Annotated in this window: 14 protein-coding genes; 9 read left to right on the plus strand and 5 right to left on the minus strand. The window is 61.6% G+C overall.

What is annotated here, in order from left to right; translation table 11 throughout:
* Window positions 1–135: 135 nt before the first annotated feature.
* Window positions 136–1413 (plus strand): hypothetical protein, encoded by a 1278-nt coding sequence (locus H6B15_RS02875; RefSeq protein WP_204645884.1) that lies wholly within the window; start codon window positions 136–138, stop codon window positions 1411–1413.
* A 65-nt stretch (window positions 1414–1478) separates the two neighbouring features.
* Here the strand turns inward: H6B15_RS02875 and H6B15_RS02880 are convergent, their stop codons facing one another.
* The 4 genes from H6B15_RS02880 to H6B15_RS02895 form a co-directional block, all read right to left on the minus strand.
* Window positions 1479–3143: an acyl-CoA dehydratase activase gene (locus H6B15_RS02880; protein WP_204645886.1), complete on the minus strand. Its 1665-nt coding sequence runs from the start codon at window positions 3141–3143 to the stop codon at window positions 1479–1481.
* 14 nt (window positions 3144–3157) lie between these two features.
* Window positions 3158–4426 (minus strand): 2-hydroxyacyl-CoA dehydratase subunit D, encoded by a 1269-nt coding sequence (locus H6B15_RS02885; RefSeq protein WP_204645888.1) that lies wholly within the window; start codon window positions 4424–4426, stop codon window positions 3158–3160.
* A 296-nt stretch (window positions 4427–4722) separates the two neighbouring features.
* A complete protein-coding gene (locus H6B15_RS02890; protein WP_204645890.1) occupies window positions 4723–5106 on the minus strand; it encodes a Fur family transcriptional regulator in 384 nt (127 codons plus the stop codon).
* A 235-nt stretch (window positions 5107–5341) separates the two neighbouring features.
* Window positions 5342–6655 (minus strand): replication-associated recombination protein A, encoded by a 1314-nt coding sequence (locus H6B15_RS02895; protein WP_204645892.1) that lies wholly within the window; start codon window positions 6653–6655, stop codon window positions 5342–5344.
* A gap of 109 nt (window positions 6656–6764) precedes the next feature.
* Between H6B15_RS02895 and H6B15_RS02900 the strand changes: the two genes are divergently transcribed.
* From H6B15_RS02900 to H6B15_RS02915, 4 genes are all read left to right on the plus strand, one after another.
* Window positions 6765–7430 (plus strand): endonuclease III domain-containing protein, encoded by a 666-nt coding sequence (locus H6B15_RS02900; protein ID WP_204645894.1) that lies wholly within the window; start codon window positions 6765–6767, stop codon window positions 7428–7430.
* Window positions 7427–8182, plus strand: coding sequence for a GntR family transcriptional regulator (locus tag H6B15_RS02905; protein WP_345941916.1), 756 nt, complete (start codon window positions 7427–7429; stop codon window positions 8180–8182). The genes H6B15_RS02900 and H6B15_RS02905 overlap by 4 nt, the downstream gene beginning before the upstream one ends.
* Before the next feature lie 116 nt (window positions 8183–8298).
* Window positions 8299–9246, plus strand: coding sequence for an aspartate carbamoyltransferase (gene pyrB, locus H6B15_RS02910; RefSeq protein ID WP_204645896.1), 948 nt, complete (start codon window positions 8299–8301; stop codon window positions 9244–9246).
* Entirely contained in the window at window positions 9240–9671 is a 432-nt protein-coding gene (locus H6B15_RS02915) for an aspartate carbamoyltransferase regulatory subunit (protein ID WP_204645901.1), read from the plus strand. The genes pyrB and H6B15_RS02915 overlap by 7 nt, the downstream gene beginning before the upstream one ends.
* 56 nt (window positions 9672–9727) lie before the next feature.
* On the opposite strand, the gene H6B15_RS02920 is transcribed toward H6B15_RS02915, so the two are convergent.
* On the minus strand, window positions 9728–12010 hold the full coding sequence (locus tag H6B15_RS02920; RefSeq protein WP_204645902.1) for an AAA family ATPase: 2283 nt from the start codon (window positions 12008–12010) through the stop codon (window positions 9728–9730).
* Between the two features lie 166 nt (window positions 12011–12176).
* Between H6B15_RS02920 and H6B15_RS02925 the strand changes: the two genes are divergently transcribed.
* Genes H6B15_RS02925 through H6B15_RS02940 form a run of 4 tightly spaced genes read left to right on the plus strand, consistent with a single transcriptional unit; the run spans window position 12177 to window position 16933 of the window.
* Window positions 12177–13925 carry an ABC transporter ATP-binding protein gene (locus H6B15_RS02925; RefSeq protein ID WP_204645904.1) on the plus strand — a complete coding sequence of 583 codons (1749 nt, stop codon included), beginning with the start codon at window positions 12177–12179 and terminating at the stop codon, window positions 13923–13925.
* Entirely contained in the window at window positions 13922–15679 is a 1758-nt protein-coding gene (locus H6B15_RS02930; RefSeq protein ID WP_204645906.1) for an ABC transporter ATP-binding protein, read from the plus strand. The genes H6B15_RS02925 and H6B15_RS02930 overlap by 4 nt, the downstream gene beginning before the upstream one ends.
* A gap of 28 nt (window positions 15680–15707) precedes the next feature.
* The gene (asnA, locus tag H6B15_RS02935; RefSeq protein WP_204645908.1) at window positions 15708–16718 is read left to right on the plus strand and encodes an aspartate--ammonia ligase; all 1011 of its coding nucleotides are present in this window, start codon (window positions 15708–15710) and stop codon (window positions 16716–16718) included.
* Entirely contained in the window at window positions 16715–16933 is a 219-nt protein-coding gene (locus H6B15_RS02940; RefSeq protein ID WP_345941917.1) for a hypothetical protein, read from the plus strand. Before asnA ends, H6B15_RS02940 begins: the two co-directional genes overlap by 4 nt.
* Window positions 16934–17092 lie beyond the last annotated feature (159 nt).

A 17092-nucleotide genomic window follows, 5' to 3' on the forward strand; every position in this document is an offset into this window, starting at 1 on the left:
GATTGTAACAAATTTTTGGGAAAAATACAAGAACAGCCATTTTCCCCCAATCCCATTCTACGGGTTTTATTTTAGGACGTGCCATGCTATAATGGAAAAAGACTGTGGGCTCTCCCACAGGGAAGGAGGACTGTGATGCCTGCCATATTGATGCAAAGGCGCATCCCGTTTCTGGCCGGGCACCGACAGGCAGGGCAGCGGGTCTACTGTACGGCCATCGCTCTGCTGCTGATTCTTTCGGAAATTTTCAGTTCCAATATACAAAGTACCTTACCGGAATTCTGCCGCCTGGCACGGATGATTCTGACCGGGCTGGGCCTGGCGTTGCTGGTAATCAAATGCGCGTTCCTGACCCGGTATGACAACCGCCTGCAAGGGGGAATTGCCGCCGCCGCTGCCCTGTATGCGGCGGCGGCCGGAGCCCATGGCGGGGATACCTGGTTTCTGCTGGCCATTCTGGTGGGGTTGGGTGCCAAGGGCGTGGATCTGCGCCGGGCCCTGCAGGTCTATGTATGCGTGGGTTTTGCGGGTATCGTGCTGGTGCAGCTGCTGCATTACACAACGCCGCTGGTTCCTTTCAACGTCTACGCCCGCAACTGGGATTACGGGTATGGGCATTACAACGGCTACGGGTCCCGGCTGCTGGGGGTGTTTTTTGCCTGGAGCTGGCTGCGCTGGCCCAAGCTGCGGTGGTATGACTGGTGCCTGCTGGTTGCCACTGCGCTGTACACCCTGCTGGTGCCCCAATGCCGCGGGGCGGGTGGCGCCATGCTGCTGCTTTTGCTGTTGTTTGCGGCCCAGAAACTGCTGCCCCGCTTTTTTGAAAGTGTCTGGTGGCACGGGCTGGTCCTGGCGCTCTATCCCCTGCTGACCGCGTTCAGCCTGGTCATGGGGTATCTGTTTGACCCCGGAGCCTCCGATCTGACCCCCAAACTTTCGATTTTGAACCGGCTGTTTTCCGGCCGGCTGGAAATCTGGCATCACGTGTTCTGGGCCTTTGACTACCTGCACCCCGCCGAGGACGGGGCCGCGGCCTGGCTGCACAGCGATATGCCCCACGTGGTTACCCTGCTGGGCGGTTTTGCCACCGATTCGGATGTACACCATTCCATTGACAACACCTATCTGGCCCTGGTGATGAACAAGGGATTGCTGGGCGCCGTGCTGGTGACCGGGGTCACCTTGTTCCTGCTGTGGCGGCTGTGCCGGGGCAAGCATACGGGAGAAACCCTGCTGGTCTTTGCACTGCTGTGCTACCTGCTGATGGAAAACAAGATGTTCCTGGTTTCGGCCAATCCGCTGATCATGCTGCTGCCCTGTGCCCTGCTCACCCCCAAGGGAGCGCCGTTGCCTGTGGTTTGCCCCAAGCCGGATGCACCCGCAAACAAAAAGCATTTGTCGCACAAAACCTGAACCAAACAAAAAGGACACCGTTTTTTGAAACGGTGTCCCTTTTTATTTTATCAACACGACCGGGCTCAGTCCCGCTCCACCATATCCATGGCAAAGAGGGCCGCGCCCAAAGCACCGCACAGCTGGGCGCGCTCGTCCACCACCAGGGTGGTGCCCAGCTTCTGTTCCAGGGTCTTGACCAGGCTTTCATTCTTGGAAACACCGCCGGTCATCATGTAGCGTTCTTCCCCGCCCACGCGCTTGGCCAGGGCGGCAGTCTTGGAGGCCACCGCCTTGTTCAGGCCATGGACAATATCGTCGGCGTCCTTGTTCTGGGCGATCAGGGAGACGACTTCCGATTCCGCAAAGACAGTGCACATGCTGGAAATGGTGATGTCCTCCTTGTATTTCAGGCCCTTATGGCTCATCTCGTCCAGGCTCATCTCCATGGTGCGGGCCATCATCTCCAGGAAACGGCCGGTGCCGGCGGCGCACTTGTCGTTCATGACAAAGTTCACCACGGCGCCGTTCTCATCCAGGCGGATGACCTTGCTGTCCTGGCCGCCGATGTCCACCACGGTGCGCACCGAGGGATCCAGGAAATGGGCGCCCCGGGCATGGCAGGTGATCTCGGTGATGCTCTTGTCGCCCTCGGTGATGGCGGTGCGGCCGTAACCGGTGGTCACCATGGCGTCGATGTCCTCCCGCTGGAGGTGGGCCTCCTTCAAGGCCTCTTCCAGGGCGCGCTCGGCGCCGGCGGCGGCACCGGCACCGGTGGGCAGAATGATGCCGGTGACAATGTTCTTGTCCTTATCCAGAATTACCACGTCGGTGCTGGTGGAACCGCTGTCAATGCCCGCAAAATAGCCTTTACCCATCTTCTTTTCCTTCCCCTTCTGCCATTCGGCGTTGATGCTCTCGGCAAATGCTTCCAGACGGGTCGAGAGCTGCCCGCTGTTCTGCAGCGAATAGTCGGATTCGATCTTCAGCAGCGGCACGGCGGCTTCCCGCTTGACCTGGGCATACTCGAAGCTGTAGAAATCACAGAACTTGACGGTGTGGTAGATGATGCCCTTCAGGTTGGGGTTGTTGTACAGCTGCTTGCGGCCGGTGTTGTCGATCATGCGCATGCAGGGCAGCTGCCCCAGCAGCGCCCCGGCGTACCAGTCCATGAGCTCGTCAAAATCGGAGGTTTCGGGGGGTTGCTCGTTGCCCGCCGACCGGTTGTTGACGCAGGTGTCATTTTCCACCGGGTAGGGCATGGTCTGGCGGACCACCTCAAACAGCTCGTTGCCCATGCGGGCGCCCAGCACGCTGATGTAGGGTTCGTGCAGCCGCTGCCGGGGCCGGAACGCCTTGCGGAAGGCAGCCTCATCGAAGGTGGTGCCCTTGTACTCGCTGTAGGCCTTGGCCAGCCCCTTGAGCTGTGTCACGGTGCGTTCCCGCCCGCAGGAGCCGTTGTCGTGGGGCATGTCCATGATGTACAAAAAATCCAGCTTGCCGCTGTCGGCCAGGATGTCGTAGACGCTGCGGATGGTATCGCAGCAGTTCACGATGACCAGTTCCTTCACATGGTCGTTGATGACCTGTTCCAGCACCGCCTTGCCGAACCCGCAGATGTTGGGATGGGCCAGCTGGTCGGCATGCTCAAAACCTTCGGGCATCTCGTTCAGGCTGGCGCACTCGGCTCCCAGAGACTCCAGCAGTTCGATGGGCGTATATTTGCAGATGTAATACAGTTTGTTGCTCATGCTTGTCTCCCCTTTCACACCTTGTCGCCATTGAGCATTTCCAGGAAGGCACCCAGGCGGGTGGAGGTCTGGCCTTCACCGCCATGGCTGCGGTCGCAGCCGTCGCCGTCCAGGATCAGCAGGGGCAGGCCCGCTTCCTCAAACTTCTTCTTGGCGATCTGGGCGGCGCCCATGGTGTGCTTGCAGCCCCAATGGTTGAACCACACCACGCCATCGGCCTTGGTCTGCCGGGCATGGCGGATACCGGCCTCGATGCGGCGGGTCACGCTGCCGTTCAGGGCATGGTAGACCAGACGATGGGCCATGGCTGTGTAGGGATCCGCCGGGTCGAAGTCGGGTTCGCACACCTGGCTGAGCTCGCAGCCCACGATCTGGGCCTGCTCATTGAAGGCCAGGTCTTCCCGCACGGCGTCGGACCAGAAGGGAATGGTGTGCATCCAGTAGATGCGCTTGCCCTTCTTGGAGGGGGCCTTCTTCACATCCCGCAGCAGCATGTCCACGTACTTTTCCTCCTGGGGAGTGCCCAGCAGGATGTTGTTAGTCATACCGCAGTACAGCGGGCTGACCAGATCGGCGGGAATGTAGCGGTCGGCCTTTTCTTCCTGAAACCGGCCGAACTTTTCCAGCGTGCGCTTGCTGCGTTCCAGGCGCTGGGACAGCGCCGCCTCGTCAATCTTTTTGCCGGTGTTCTTTTCCAGGAAAGCGGCCAGGGCCCGCAGCTGCTCGGCCACATACCGCACATTTTCCTCGTTCTGCTGCAAGGGTACATCCAGGGCGAACATAGGCACCTTATACAGGCTGGCCAGCGCCCGGAAGGTCAGCATGTTGGCGTCGCACATGACGTTGGTGTACACGATGCACCGGGGCCGTGGCAAAAGGCCTTTCTGGGCCGCACCGAAAAAGGTCTTGTGGTAGCTGCACAGGGTTTCGGCAATGCCGCTGTTTTCCGCCTGCTGCAAAAGGCTCCGCTCCACCTTGCTGGCCGACAGGTAGCAGGACATGGCCTCGGCGTTATAGGGATGCAGACCAACCTCCTGCAGCATTTCGCAGGGGGTGAACACGCTGACCACCGCGCACCGGTCCGGGCACTGCAGCGGTTTGAGCATGGCATCCATCATCATGCCGGCCAGAAACCGGTCCGCCGGGATCAGCCGCTTGTCCGGCATGAGCTTGAACTTCAGGTTCTGGGCTTCCCAGCCGGTTTTCAGCAGCCAACGGGCACGGGTACGGTTGGTGCCGCTTAATTGTTCTACTTTTTCTCCAAAAACATCAACTATTGCCATATACTTTTCCCCTTTATTCCAAAACAAAACGATCGGCGCCCTGTTTCTTTCCCCAAAACAGGCGTAATTTTAAGTGTAGCACAAAAGCAAGGTATATGTAAGCCCCAAAACATACAAAAAGTGGTGATCTGTTCAAAAAACAGATCACCACCCGATGCCCATGATACAAGAAACGCCGGAACATGCCAAAGGCTGCCCCGGCGTCAACGGTCCGAGAATTCCCCGTTCCCAGAACCATCGAACCACAGGTTCCGGGCGTGAGCTGCCGTGCCCCCCGCAACAGGGCCCCGGACGGTTCACTGGGTTTCTTCGGCCGCGCATTTGCTGCAAAGACCAAACACGGTCAGGTTCCAGTCCTCGGCCACGATGCCGGGGCAGGACTTGACCAGATCACGGAGTTTTTCCGGATCGATGTACAGGCTTTCCACCTGGTGGCACTTGCGGCACCACAGGTGCTGATGCCGTTCCACCTGACCGTCAAAACGGTCGGCCTCCCCGGGAATGGAAACACGGCGGACCTTGCCGATCTCCACCAGGGTGTTCAGGTCGCGGTACACAGTACCCAGGCTCAGGCGCGGACATTCCGCCCGCAGGGAAGTGCAAATCTGTTCGGCGGTGGGATGATCGGTACGCCCGAGTACCTCCCGCAGAATCAATTCGCGCTGATGTGAATAACGCATGGGAGCTCTCCTTATAAAGTGAAAATTTGGCCGCCCGGCATGCCGGACGGTCCCCCTCACACGCTTTTATTCTACTGAATTTTATTGTTCTTTGTCAACACCTTTTGGTAAATAATGCAGGAAACGGCCGCCATTTCCTGTAAATTTTTGCCGGATTTCCTGCCGTGACAGTAGGATTTATTTTTTTGTTGCCCGTACAGACACATTTTCGCCATATCGGAAAAAAGATTCGGGATTATTTGCCGGTCTTATTCGGGCCGTCCGGGGCGGCTCTGTCCTGTCCCTTGACCCGTTTCCAATACTGTGCGGCAGCCTGTTCTGTTTTATTGTCACCAAAATGGTAGTATACCTTTCCCTGCAGCGCATCGGGCAGATACTGCTGGGAAACCCAATGGTTGGGCCAATCGTGGGGGTACTGGTAGTGCTGGCCCTTGACGGCGGCATCCTCCCCGTCAAAATGTTTGTTCTGCAGCTGGCGCGGGATGGGGCCGCCCTTGCCCGCCTGCACATCGGCCATGGCGGCGTTGATGGCGTCATGGGCGGAGTTGGATTTGGGTGCTGTGGCCACCAGCACCACCGCATCGGCCAGGGGCAGGCGGGCTTCGGGCAGGCCCAGCATGTTGGCGGCATCCACCGCTGCCTTGACGATGGGGATGATCTGCGGCCAGGCCAGGCCCACATCCTCACAGGCGGTGACCATCAGGCGCCGGCAGGCGGAAGGCAGGTCCCCGGCTTCCAGCAGGCGGGCCAGATAGTGCAGGGCAGCGTCCGGGTCGGAGCCGCGCATGGATTTCTGATAGGCCGAGATGATGTCGTAATGGTCATCCCCCTGTTTGTCGTACCGCATGGCGGTGCGGCGGGCCACCTGCCTGGCCATGTCCAGGGTGACCACCCGCGCCCCATCCACCGAAGGTGCCGCGGTGACCACAAATTCCAGATTGCCCAGGGCCTTGCGCATATCCCCGCCGGCACTTTCGGCCAGGTACGGCAGGGCGTCCGGCTCAATGCGCACCGGGATGCCGTCCTCCTCCCCCAGGCGGCGGGCGGCGTTTTCCAGCCCCGCCCGGATATCCTCCGGGGTCAGGGATTTGAACTCGAAGACGGTGCACCGGGACAGCAAGGCGTTATAAATATAAAAGTAGGGATTTTCGGTGGTGGAGGCGATGAGGGTGACGGTTCCCTGCTCGATGCACTCCAGCAGGCTTTGCTGCTGCCGCTTGTTGAAATATTGTATCTCGTCCAGATATAACAGAATGCCCCCTGACCCGTGCAGGGTGCCGATCTCCCCCAGCACCGTCTTGATGTCGGCGGTGGACGCGGTGGTGCCGTTGAGCTTGTGCAGCCGCATGCCGCTGTTTGCCGCAATGATGCTGGCCACCGTGGTCTTGCCTACGCCGGAAGGGCCGTAAAAGATCATGTTGGGAATGCGGCCGGAAGCCTGGGCTGCTTCCAGGGTACGGCGGAAGACCTGTCCTTCCCCCAACAGATGACGCTGACCGCAGACTTCGGCCAGGGTGCGCGGGCGCAGACGCTGTGCCAGTGGTTCCATGAAAAAATCTCCCTTTTTCGCAAATACGTGACTTACCCTTGCATTATAGACGATTAAAATGGTAGAATCAAGGCAGAGAAGTAATACCTTTGGAAAGGGAGAGACCCCCATGACCAAGAAAGAACTGGCCGCCATTTGCATCCAGCGGCTGAAAGAAGAGTACCCCCTGGCGGACTGCACCCTGGATTACGACCACGCCTGGCAGCTGTTGGTGGAGGTGCGTCTGGCCGCCCAATGCACCGACGAGCGGGTAAATGTGGTGGTCAAGGACCTGTTTGCCAAATATCCCAACGTGCAGGCCCTGGCCGCCGCCGAGCCGGAGGAGATCGAAGCCATCGTGAAGCCCTGCGGTCTGGGCCGCAGCAAGGCCCGGGATATTTCCGCCTGCATGCGGATGCTGCGGGACAAATATGACGGCAAGGTGCCGGACGACTTCGACGCCCTGCTGGACCTTCCCGGTGTGGGCCGCAAGAGCGCCAACCTGATTATGGGGGATGTATTCGGCAAGCCCGCCATCGTCACCGACACCCATTGCATCCGCCTGTGTGGGCGCATCGGACTGGTGGACGAGGGAGTCAAGGAGCCCAAGAAGGTGGAGATGGCTTTGTGGAAGATCATTCCCCCAGAGGAAGGCAGCGATTTCTGCCACCGGCTGGTGTACCACGGCCGGGCCGTCTGCACCGCCCGCACCCAGCCCTACTGTGACAAGTGCTGCCTGGCCGACGTGTGCCGGTACGCCAAAAAGAACGGCAAAGACAAGAAGGAGGAGGCGTGAGTTTGGAACAGCAAACCAAGGCCCCGGCCATGTTGGGCGGCGCGCTGATCTCGGCCCGGGTGGTGGATCGACTGCTGGAAGAGATGGCCCACGGTGCCTACGCCGGGCTGGACCGCCTGCCCCCGGAACTGGAGCTGGCCGCCCGGCTGGGGGTGAGCCGCACGGTGGTGCGGGATGCCCTGAGTGAACTGGAGCGGGGCGGATACCTGGAGCGGGTGCGGGGCATCGGCACGGTGGTGAACCGGGACGTGGTGCATCTGGCCCACCGCATGGACCAGAAGATGGAGTTTCACAAGATGATCGAGGCCATGGGACACATCCCCCACACCGACCATCTGCTGGTGACCCGCCAGACCGCGGATGAAGATCTGACCCGCGCCCTGGGCCTGCAGCCAGGGGAGACGGTTCTGGTGGTGGGCAAGCGGATGCTGGCCGATGACATTCCGGTGTTGTTCTGTACCGACGTGATGCCCCTGTCCCTGTTTGGCGGGCGGCTGGACGGCATCGACTTCAGCCGGCCCGTTTTTGATGTGCTGCAGGACCACTGCGACATCCAGACCACCAGCACGGTGGCCCGGCTGCACGCAGTGCCCGGCGAGACCGCCGTGCGGCGGCTGCTGGGGCTGGGCCCCGACAAAGCGCTGCTGGAGCTGGAAGAGACCTGTTATTCCCGTCTGTGCCGTCCCGTGGTGCGCAGCCGGACCTTGTACACAGATTTTTTTGATTTTGCTCTTGTGCGCAAGCTCGTATAGTTGTAGAATAGGTGAGGCTTACAGGCCGCTGCCTCTGCAAACGGGATTTTCCGTGCACAGGGGCGGCGGCCTTGGGCTGTACGTTCAAACAAACAGGAAAGGAAAGGTTGTTGCCCATGAGACACCTGATCGATCCGCTTGATTTCACCTACGAGGAAACGCTGCGTCTGCTGGATCTGGCCGACCGCATCCACGACGACCCGGCCGCTTACCGGGACGTGGCGTACCGCAAGCGCCTGGCTTCGCTGTTTTACGAGCCTTCCACCCGCACCCGGCTTTCCTTTGAGGCCGCCATGCTGAACCTGGGCGGCCAGGTGCTGGGGTTCCCCGACGCGGGGGTTTCCAGTGCTTCCAAGGGCGAGACGGTGGCGGACACCATCCGCATCGTCAGCTGCTACGCGGACATTGCCGCCATGCGCCATCCCAAGGAGGGTGCCCCCCTGCGTGCGGCGCGGTATTCCCGGATTCCGGTCATCAACGCGGGTGACGGCGGCCACAGCCATCCCACCCAGACCCTGCTGGACATGATGACCATCCGCCGCCGCAAGGGACATCTGGACGGGCTGACCATCGGCTTCTGCGGCGACCTGAAGTTCGGGCGCACCGTCCATTCCCTGATCAAGAGCCTGTCCCGCTGGCCCAACATGAAGTTCGTGCTCATCAGCCCCGAGGAACTGCGGGTGCCGGACTACATCCTGACCGAAGTGCTGGACCCCAAGGGCATCCCCTATGTGGAGACCCGCAGCCTGGAAGAGGCCCTGCCCCAGCTGGATATCCTGTACATGACCCGCGTGCAGCGGGAGCGCTTCTTCAATGAGGAAGACTACGTCCGCCTGAAGAACAGCTATGTGCTGACCAAGGCCAAGCTGGCCCAGGCCCCCGCCGACATGGCGGTGCTGCATCCCCTGCCCCGTGTGAACGAAATCACCCTAGATGTGGATGACGACCCCCGGGCGGCTTACTTTGAACAGGCACAGAACGGCGTTTACATGCGCATGGCGCTGATCATGACTTTGCTGGGTCTGAAAGACCCCAAGACCGGGGAGGTGGCTTTCGAATGCTGAACATCGACGAAATCCAGAACGGCGTGGTCATCGACCACATCACCGCCGGCACCGGCCTGGCGCTGTACCATCTGATGGAGCTGGAAAAGCTGAACAACGCCAGCGTGGCTCTGCTGCAGAACGTGCGCAGCCAGAAGAGCGGCAAGAAGGACATCATCAAGATTGAGGGCGACATCCAGAGCCTGGACTTTGACGTGCTGGGCTACCTGGATCCCCAGATCACCATCACCTACATCGAGAACGGCCATGTGACCCGCAAGGTCCGGCCGGAACAGCCCAAACAGCTGGTGAACGTGATCAAGTGCACCAACCCCCGCTGCATCACCTCCATGGAGGAAGGCTGCGACCACATCTTCGCCCTGACCCCCAGCGGACGGTATCGCTGCATCTACTGCGAACAGGAATTCAAGGTCCAGAACCTGTGAACCTTTTCCCATAAACAAAAGAAGTGCTTTCCTTTTATAAGGAAGGCACTTCTTTTTTATACGCAGGCGGCCAGATCGCCGCTGTCGCTGAGGATGATATGGCCGTCCGCTCCCACATCCGCCGTGTAGGTCACGCCGGGATGGGCGGTACCGTTGGCAATGCGGTCGGCCAGCGCCTGCTCCACCGCCCGGCTGACCTTGCGGCGCAGGTCACGGGCCCCGTAGGGCGGCACCTCCCGCCCGGCCAGAGCTTCGGCCGCGGCGGCCGTATGGCGCAGGGTATAGCCCTGCCGGGCCGCCCGCTCCTCCAGCTCGGTGAGCAGTTTGCCCGCGATTTGCGCCAGCTGGGCCGGGCCCAAAGGGTCAAAGACCACCACATCGTCCAGGCGACCCATGAGCTCGGGACGGAAATAATCCTTGGCCTCCTGCATTGCCTGACGGCTGCGGCGCTCGGTGTCCTCGGCGGCGGTGCCGAAGCCCAGGGGTGCTGCCTGCCCCACCAGGCACCTTGCTCCCAGGTTGGAGGTCATCAGGATGATGGTGTTGGAGAAATCCGCCTTGCGGCCCTGGGCGTCGGTGAGCACGCCGTCCTCCAGAATCTGGAGCAGGATGTTCTGGATGTCGCCATGGGCTTTCTCGATCTCATCAAACAGCACCACGCTGTAGGGGCGGCGGCGGACCGCCTCGGTGAGCTGGCCGCCCTCCTCGTGCCCCACATACCCCGGAGGCGAACCGATGAGCCGGGCCACCGTGTGCTGCTCCATATATTCCGACATATCAAACCGCAAAAGGGCCTTTTCGCTGCCGAACCAGTTCTTGGCCAGGGTGCGGGCCAGCTGGGTTTTGCCCACGCCGGTGGGGCCCAGGAACAGCATGGCCCCGATGGGCCGTCCCGCCTCCCGCAATCCGGTGCGGCTGCGGCGGATGGCCGCCGCCACCGCCCGCACCGCCCGGGGCTGGCCGATGACTTCCGCCGAAAGGCGGCTTTCCAGCTGATCCAGCCGTTCCCGCTCGGCCTCGCCCACCCGCTGGGCAGGCACTCCGCTGGCTTTGCTGACCACCCGGGCAATGTCCTGGGGCGTCAGGGCGGCGTGGCGGTTGCCGTTTTCGGCGCTGGCAATGCGGGCCGCCGCCGCGGCTTCGTCCAGCAGGTCGATGGCCTTGTCCGGCAGGAACCGCCCCGGCAGATACCGCACACTGAGTTCCACCGCCGCATGGATGCTTTCCGGCGGGATGGTGACGCTGTGATACCGCTCATACCGGGGCATGAGTCCCCGCAGGATCGTCTCGGCATCCGCCGGGGCGGGCTCCTCGATCATCACCTTGCCGAACCGGCGGTCCAGGGCCGTATCCTTGGCAATGGTCTTGCGGTATTCTTCCGGGGTGGTGGCCCCGATCAGCTGCAGCTCGCCCCTGGCCAGCATGGGTTTGAGGATACTGGCGGCGTCGATGGCGCCTTCCGCCGCACCGGCCCCCGCAATGACATGGATCTCATCGATGAAGAGGATGGTCATGCGGTCCCGGTAAAGTTCTTCCAGCAGGCTTTTGAACCGTTCCTCAAAGTCGCCGCGGTACTTGGTGCCCGCCACCATGGACGCCATGTCCAACGCCAGCACCCGGCGCCCCCGCAGGCTCTGGGTGACCTGGTCGGCGGCAATGCGCTGGGCCAGGGCTTCGGCCAGAGCACTTTTGCCCACCCCGGGTTCCCCCAGCAAGCAGGGGTTGTTCTTCTGGCGGCGGCAGAGAATCTCGATCATCCGGTCCAGTTCCTTGTCCCGGCAAAGCACCGGGTCCAGACGGCCTTCCTGGGCCAGGCGGGTCAGGTCACGGCCGTACTTTTCGCTGGGACGGCCGCTGCGGCTGGTGCTCATGCGCGGGGTGCCGGAGGGCAGAATCAGCTGTCCGGACAGCTGGCGGCATTCCCGGGCGGCCTGGGGCACTTCCACCCCCAGGGACGCCAGCCACACGCTGGCGGTGCAGGCACAGTCTTCCAGCATAGCGCAGAGCAGATGCTCGTTTTCCGCCTTGGGAACCCGGGCGGCGTGGGCGCCCAGCACCGCAAATTCCAGGGCCTTGCTCATCTCAGGGGCCAGGTCCCGCCGGGTCAGACGGATGCTGCGCCCGGTGCACACCCGCCCCGCCGTGCAGCTGCGCAGGGCTGTTTCGCTGATGTTCTTGCGCCGCAGGAAATCCGCAGCCGGGCCCTGGGCTGTTTGCAGCAGAGCCAGCAACAGATGGCCGGTATCGGCGGCGGTGCATCCCTGCTGCCCGGCCAGAGACAAAGCCCGCCCCACCGTGCGTGCGGCGGAGCAGGACAAACCTTTATGAAAATACAGCATATGCCTCCCCTTTCGGCACGCCGGAAAGCGCGCCCGCTGTGTGAATAAACTACAACCAGTATAGGCGGGCAGCGGGCAAATAATCATCGAAACCGGGCAAAAGCGCTGACAAATACGGGGCAGCATGGTATAATGATTCTGCATTTTTATAAAAGGTGGGTGAAGCATGCGTAGATTGCTGCATTATCTGAAAGGCTATGAGAAAGAGACCGTGCTGGCGCCTCTGTTCAAGATGCTGGAAGCCTGTTTCGAGCTTCTTGTGCCGCTGGTGGTGGCCGCCATCGTGGACACCGGCATCCAGAACCGGGACGTGGTTCAGATCTGGCGTCAGGGCGGGCTGCTGGTTCTGCTGGCGGCGGTGGGGTTGCTTTCCAGCGTAACGGCTCAGTATTTTGCCGCCAAGACCGCCCTCGGATACGGCACGGCTTTGCGCCGGGATCTGTATCACCACATCAATACCCTGTCCTACACCGAGCTGGACGGCATCGGTACGCCCACCCTGGTCACCCGCATGACCAGCGACATCAACCAGCTGCAGAACGGCGTGAACATGACCCTGCGCCTTCTGCTTCGGTCCCCCTTCATCGTCATCGGCGCGCTGATCATGGCGCTGTCCATCAGCCCTCAGATGACCGCCTGGTTCCTGCTGGTCACGGTGCTGATCTCCCTGGTCATCTACCTGATCATGCGCATCACCGTGCCCCGTTACCACCAGGCCCAGAGCATGCTGGACAAGGTCACCCTGCTGACCCGGGAAAACTATGTGGGCACCCGGGTGGTGCGGGCCTTCTCCCGCCAAAAAGATGAAATCCGGGATTTCACCGAAACCAACGACACCCTGAAAAAGGTGCAGACCACCGCCGGGCGCATTTCCGCCCTGATGAACCCCATGACCTACCTCATCGTCAACTTCGGCATCATCGTGGTGCTGGTGCGGGGCGGTGCCCTGGTCAATGAGGGTGCCCTGACCCAGGGCGAGATCATCGCCCTGATCAGCTACATGAACCAGATTCTGACCAATCTGCTGCGCATGGCCGACCTGGTCATCTCGGTGACCCGGGCCCTGGCCAGCGGCATCCGTGTCAACGAACTGCTGAAGACCGCCACCGGCATGCCCGACCCGGCCCTGACCGGCGCCAAGAAGCTGGCACCGGTGGCAGCGGCCCCCGCCGTGGCCTTTGACCATGTGACCTTCACCTACAAGAATGCCGGCGCGCCCAGCCTCACCGACCTGGATTTCCGGGCCATGAGCGGCCAAACCATCGGCGTCATTGGCGGTACCGGCAGCGGTAAGAGCACCCTGGTCAACCTGATTGCCCGCTTCTACGATGCCAGCGAAGGCACGGTGGCGCTGTACGGCCATGATGTGCGGCAGTATCCCTTTGCCCAGCTGCGCACCATGATCGGCGTGGTGCCCCAGCGGGCAGTGCTCTTCACCGGCACCATCCGGGACAACATGCGCTGGGCCTGCCCCGACGCCACCGACGAACAGATCTGGTCCGCGCTGGAGATTGCCCAGGCAGCGGATTTTGTCCGCGGCAAACCCGGCGGACTGGATGAACCCGTGGAGACCGCCGGGCGCAACTTCTCCGGCGGCCAACGCCAGCGCCTGACCATTGCCCGGGCGCTGGTTCCCCGCCCCGCCATCCTGATTCTGGACGACAGCGCCTCGGCCCTGGACTACGCCACCGACGCCGCCCTGCGCAAGGCCCTGAAAGAAAAGACCTCCGGTATGACGGTGTTCATCGTATCCCAGCGCGCCACGGCGGTGCAGCACGCCGACCGCATTCTGGTGCTGGACGACGGTGCCCTGGCCGGCAGCGGTACCCACGCCGAGCTGCTGAAAACCTGCGAAGTCTATCGGGAGATCTGCCTGAGCCAGCTTTCCCGGGAGGAGGTGGAGAAAACCGTATGAGCAAGGCAAAACAAACCGCCAGCCGCGATACAATCCGTCGGGTGCTGAAACTGATCGCTCCCTACCGCCTGCTGGTGCTGGTTTCTCTGCTGCTGGCCGCCGTGACGGTCATCACCACCCTGTACGCGCCCATCCTCACCGGCCTGGGGGTGGACCTGATTCTGGGTCCCGGGCAGGTGGACTTGCCCGGGCTTGTACGCCTGGCCATCCAGCTGGGCATCGTGGTTCTGGTCACCTCGGTGAGCCAGTGGCTCATGAGCCTGATCAACAACCGCATCACCTTCCAGGTTGTGCGGGATATCCGGGTGCGGGCCTTCAGCCACATGGAGGAGCTGCCCCTGAGTTACATTGACGCCCATCGCCCGGGCGAAACCATCAGCCGGCTGACCACCGACGTGGAACAGTTCTCCGACGGTCTGCTCATGGGCTTTACCCAGCTGTTTACCGGTGTGCTGACCATCCTGGTCACCTTGATCTTCATGCTCACCATCGACTGGCGCATCACCCTGGTGGTGGGGCTGCTGACCCCTCTTTCCATCTTTGTGGCCAAGTTCATCGCCCAGCACACCTACTCCATGTTCCGGGTGCAGAGCGAGACCCGTGCCGAGATGACCGGCCTGGTGGAAGAGCTGGTGGGCAACCAGCATCTGGTGCGGGCCTTCGGATACGAAAGCCGGGCCGAAGAACGGTTTGAGCGCATCAACCTGGACCTGCAGTCCTGCGGGCTGCGAGCCACCTTCTATTCTTCCCTGTCCAACCCCTGCACCCGCTTTGTGAACTCCCTGGTGTATGCGGCGGTGGGGGTGTTGGGTGCCCTGTTTGCCATTGCGGGGGGCATCACCGCCGGCAACCTGTCCGCCCTGCTCCAGTACGCCAACCAGTACACCAAACCTTTCAATGACATTTCCAGCGTTATGACCGAACTGCAGAACGCCCTTGCCTGCGCCCAGCGGGTGTTTGACCTCATCGACGAGCCGCCCATCACTCCCGACGCCCCCAACGCAGTGGAGCTGCATCAGGGCGCAGGTCGGGTATCCTTTGAGCATGTGAAGTTCCGGTATGTGCCGGACGTGCCCCTGATCGAGGACATGAACCTGCGGGTGTGGCCGGGCCAGCGCATTGCGCTGGTGGGGCCCACCGGCTGCGGCAAGACCACCCTGGTCAATCTGCTCATGCGGTTCTACGAGATCAACGGCGGTTCCCTGAAGGTGGACGACAACGCCATCGACGCGGTGACCCGGGATTCTTTGCGGGCCAACCTGGGCATGGTGCTGCAGGAAACCTGGCTGAAATGCGGCACCGTGGCCGAAAACATCGCCTACGGCAAGCCGGACGCCACCCGGGAGGAGATCATCGCCGCGGCCAAGAAGGCCCGGGCCCACAGTTTCATCTGTCGGCTGCCCCAGGGCTACGACACCATGATTGCGGAGGACGGCGACAACCTGAGCGCCGGACAGCGTCAGCTGCTGTGCATCGCCCGGGTCATGCTGCGCCGCCCGCCCATCCTGATTCTGGACGAAGCCACTTCCAGCATCGATACCCGCACCGAAGTACTGGTGCAGGACGCTTTTGAAGAATTGATGCGAGGCCGGACCAGCTTTATTGTGGCCCATCGCCTTTCCACCATCAAGAATGCCGACCGCATTCTGGTGATGAAGAGCGGCAGCATCATCGAGAGCGGCACCCACGAGGAACTGCTGGCCAAGAACGGTTTCTACGCCCAGCTGTACCAGAGCCAGTTTGCACCGGCCTGACCGGTTTGCATAGAAGGAGGAAAATGAGATGTCCAACACGCAGATTCCGCAGAACTACAAAAGCCTTCTGGGATTGTACGATACCCAGAAGGCCATCGGCCTGATCAAGACCATCTTTCAGGAAAAGCTGTGCGCCGCTTTGCACCTGAAACGGGTCACCGCTCCCCTGTTTGTGCTGCACGGCAGCGGTCTGAACGACGATCTGAACGGCGTGGAACGCCCTGTGCGTTTTGACGTTCCCTGCCTGGAGGAAGAAGCCGAGGTGGTACACAGCCTGGCCAAGTGGAAGCGCTACGCCCTGGCCAAATACGGGTTCCGGCCCGGGCAGGGGCTGGTGTGCGACATGAACGCCATCCGCCGGGACGAGACCCCTGACAACCTGCACAGCATTTATGTGGACCAGTGGGACTGGGAACGGGTGGTCACCGAAAAGCAGCGCACCATCCCCTTCCTGAAAGACACGGTGCGGGACATTGTGGACGCGGTATGTGCCACCGCCGATGAGCTGCGCTGGAAGTTTCCGGAGCTGAAAAAGGTCCGTCTGGGTCGGGAGGTTACCTTCATCACCACCCAGGAACTGGAAGACATGTACCCCACCCTGACCCCCAAAGAGCGGGAAAACGAGATTACCCGTCTGCATGGCACCGTCTGCATTATGCAGATCGGCGGCAAGCTGGCCAGCGGCCAGGTCCATGACGGCCGCGCCCCCGACTATGACGACTGGACACTGAACTGCGATATCCTGTTCTGGCACAAGGCTCTGGGCTGCGCCCTGGAACTGTCCAGCATGGGCATCCGGGTGGACGCTGACGCCCTGCGCCGCCAGCTGGAAGAGGCCGGCTGCCCCGAGCGGGCGCAGCTGCCCTTCCACCAGATGCTGCTGAATGGCCAGCTGCCCCTGACCATGGGCGGCGGCATCGGCCAGAGCCGCCTGTGCATGCTGCTGCTGGGCAAGGCCCACGTGGGCGAAGTGCAGGTCAGCCTGTGGGACGAGGAAACCCGCAGCACCTGCGAAGCCGCCGGGGTGACCCTGCTGTGACCGGAGAAGAGCGCCTGGCCGCTTTTGAGGCCATGCTGGAAGCGGTACAAAAGCAGTACGCCGAAACCACCGCCCGCATGGACAAGATGAAGCAGGAAGGCAAGGTCAAGACCGCCACCTATCGCCAGCTGTTTGCCCGCAAGCTGAGCTTGCAGGATGTGCTGACCCTGTATGAAGTATACGGGCTGTTGCCCAAGGATCGCGACATCCAATAATTTGCAAAGAGAGCCCGACCCCGGAATGATTGTACATTCCGGGGCCGGGCTGTTTCTTGAGAAAGTTTCAAGCTTTTGATTGCATAAAAACACGCCGCAAGCAAAAGGCTTGCGGCGCGATGGAGCTGGCAACAGGAATCGAACCTGCAACCTGCTGAT

The organism is Gemmiger formicilis (assembly GCF_016900095.1).
GTDB lineage: Bacteria > Bacillota > Clostridia > Oscillospirales > Ruminococcaceae > Gemmiger > Gemmiger formicilis_A.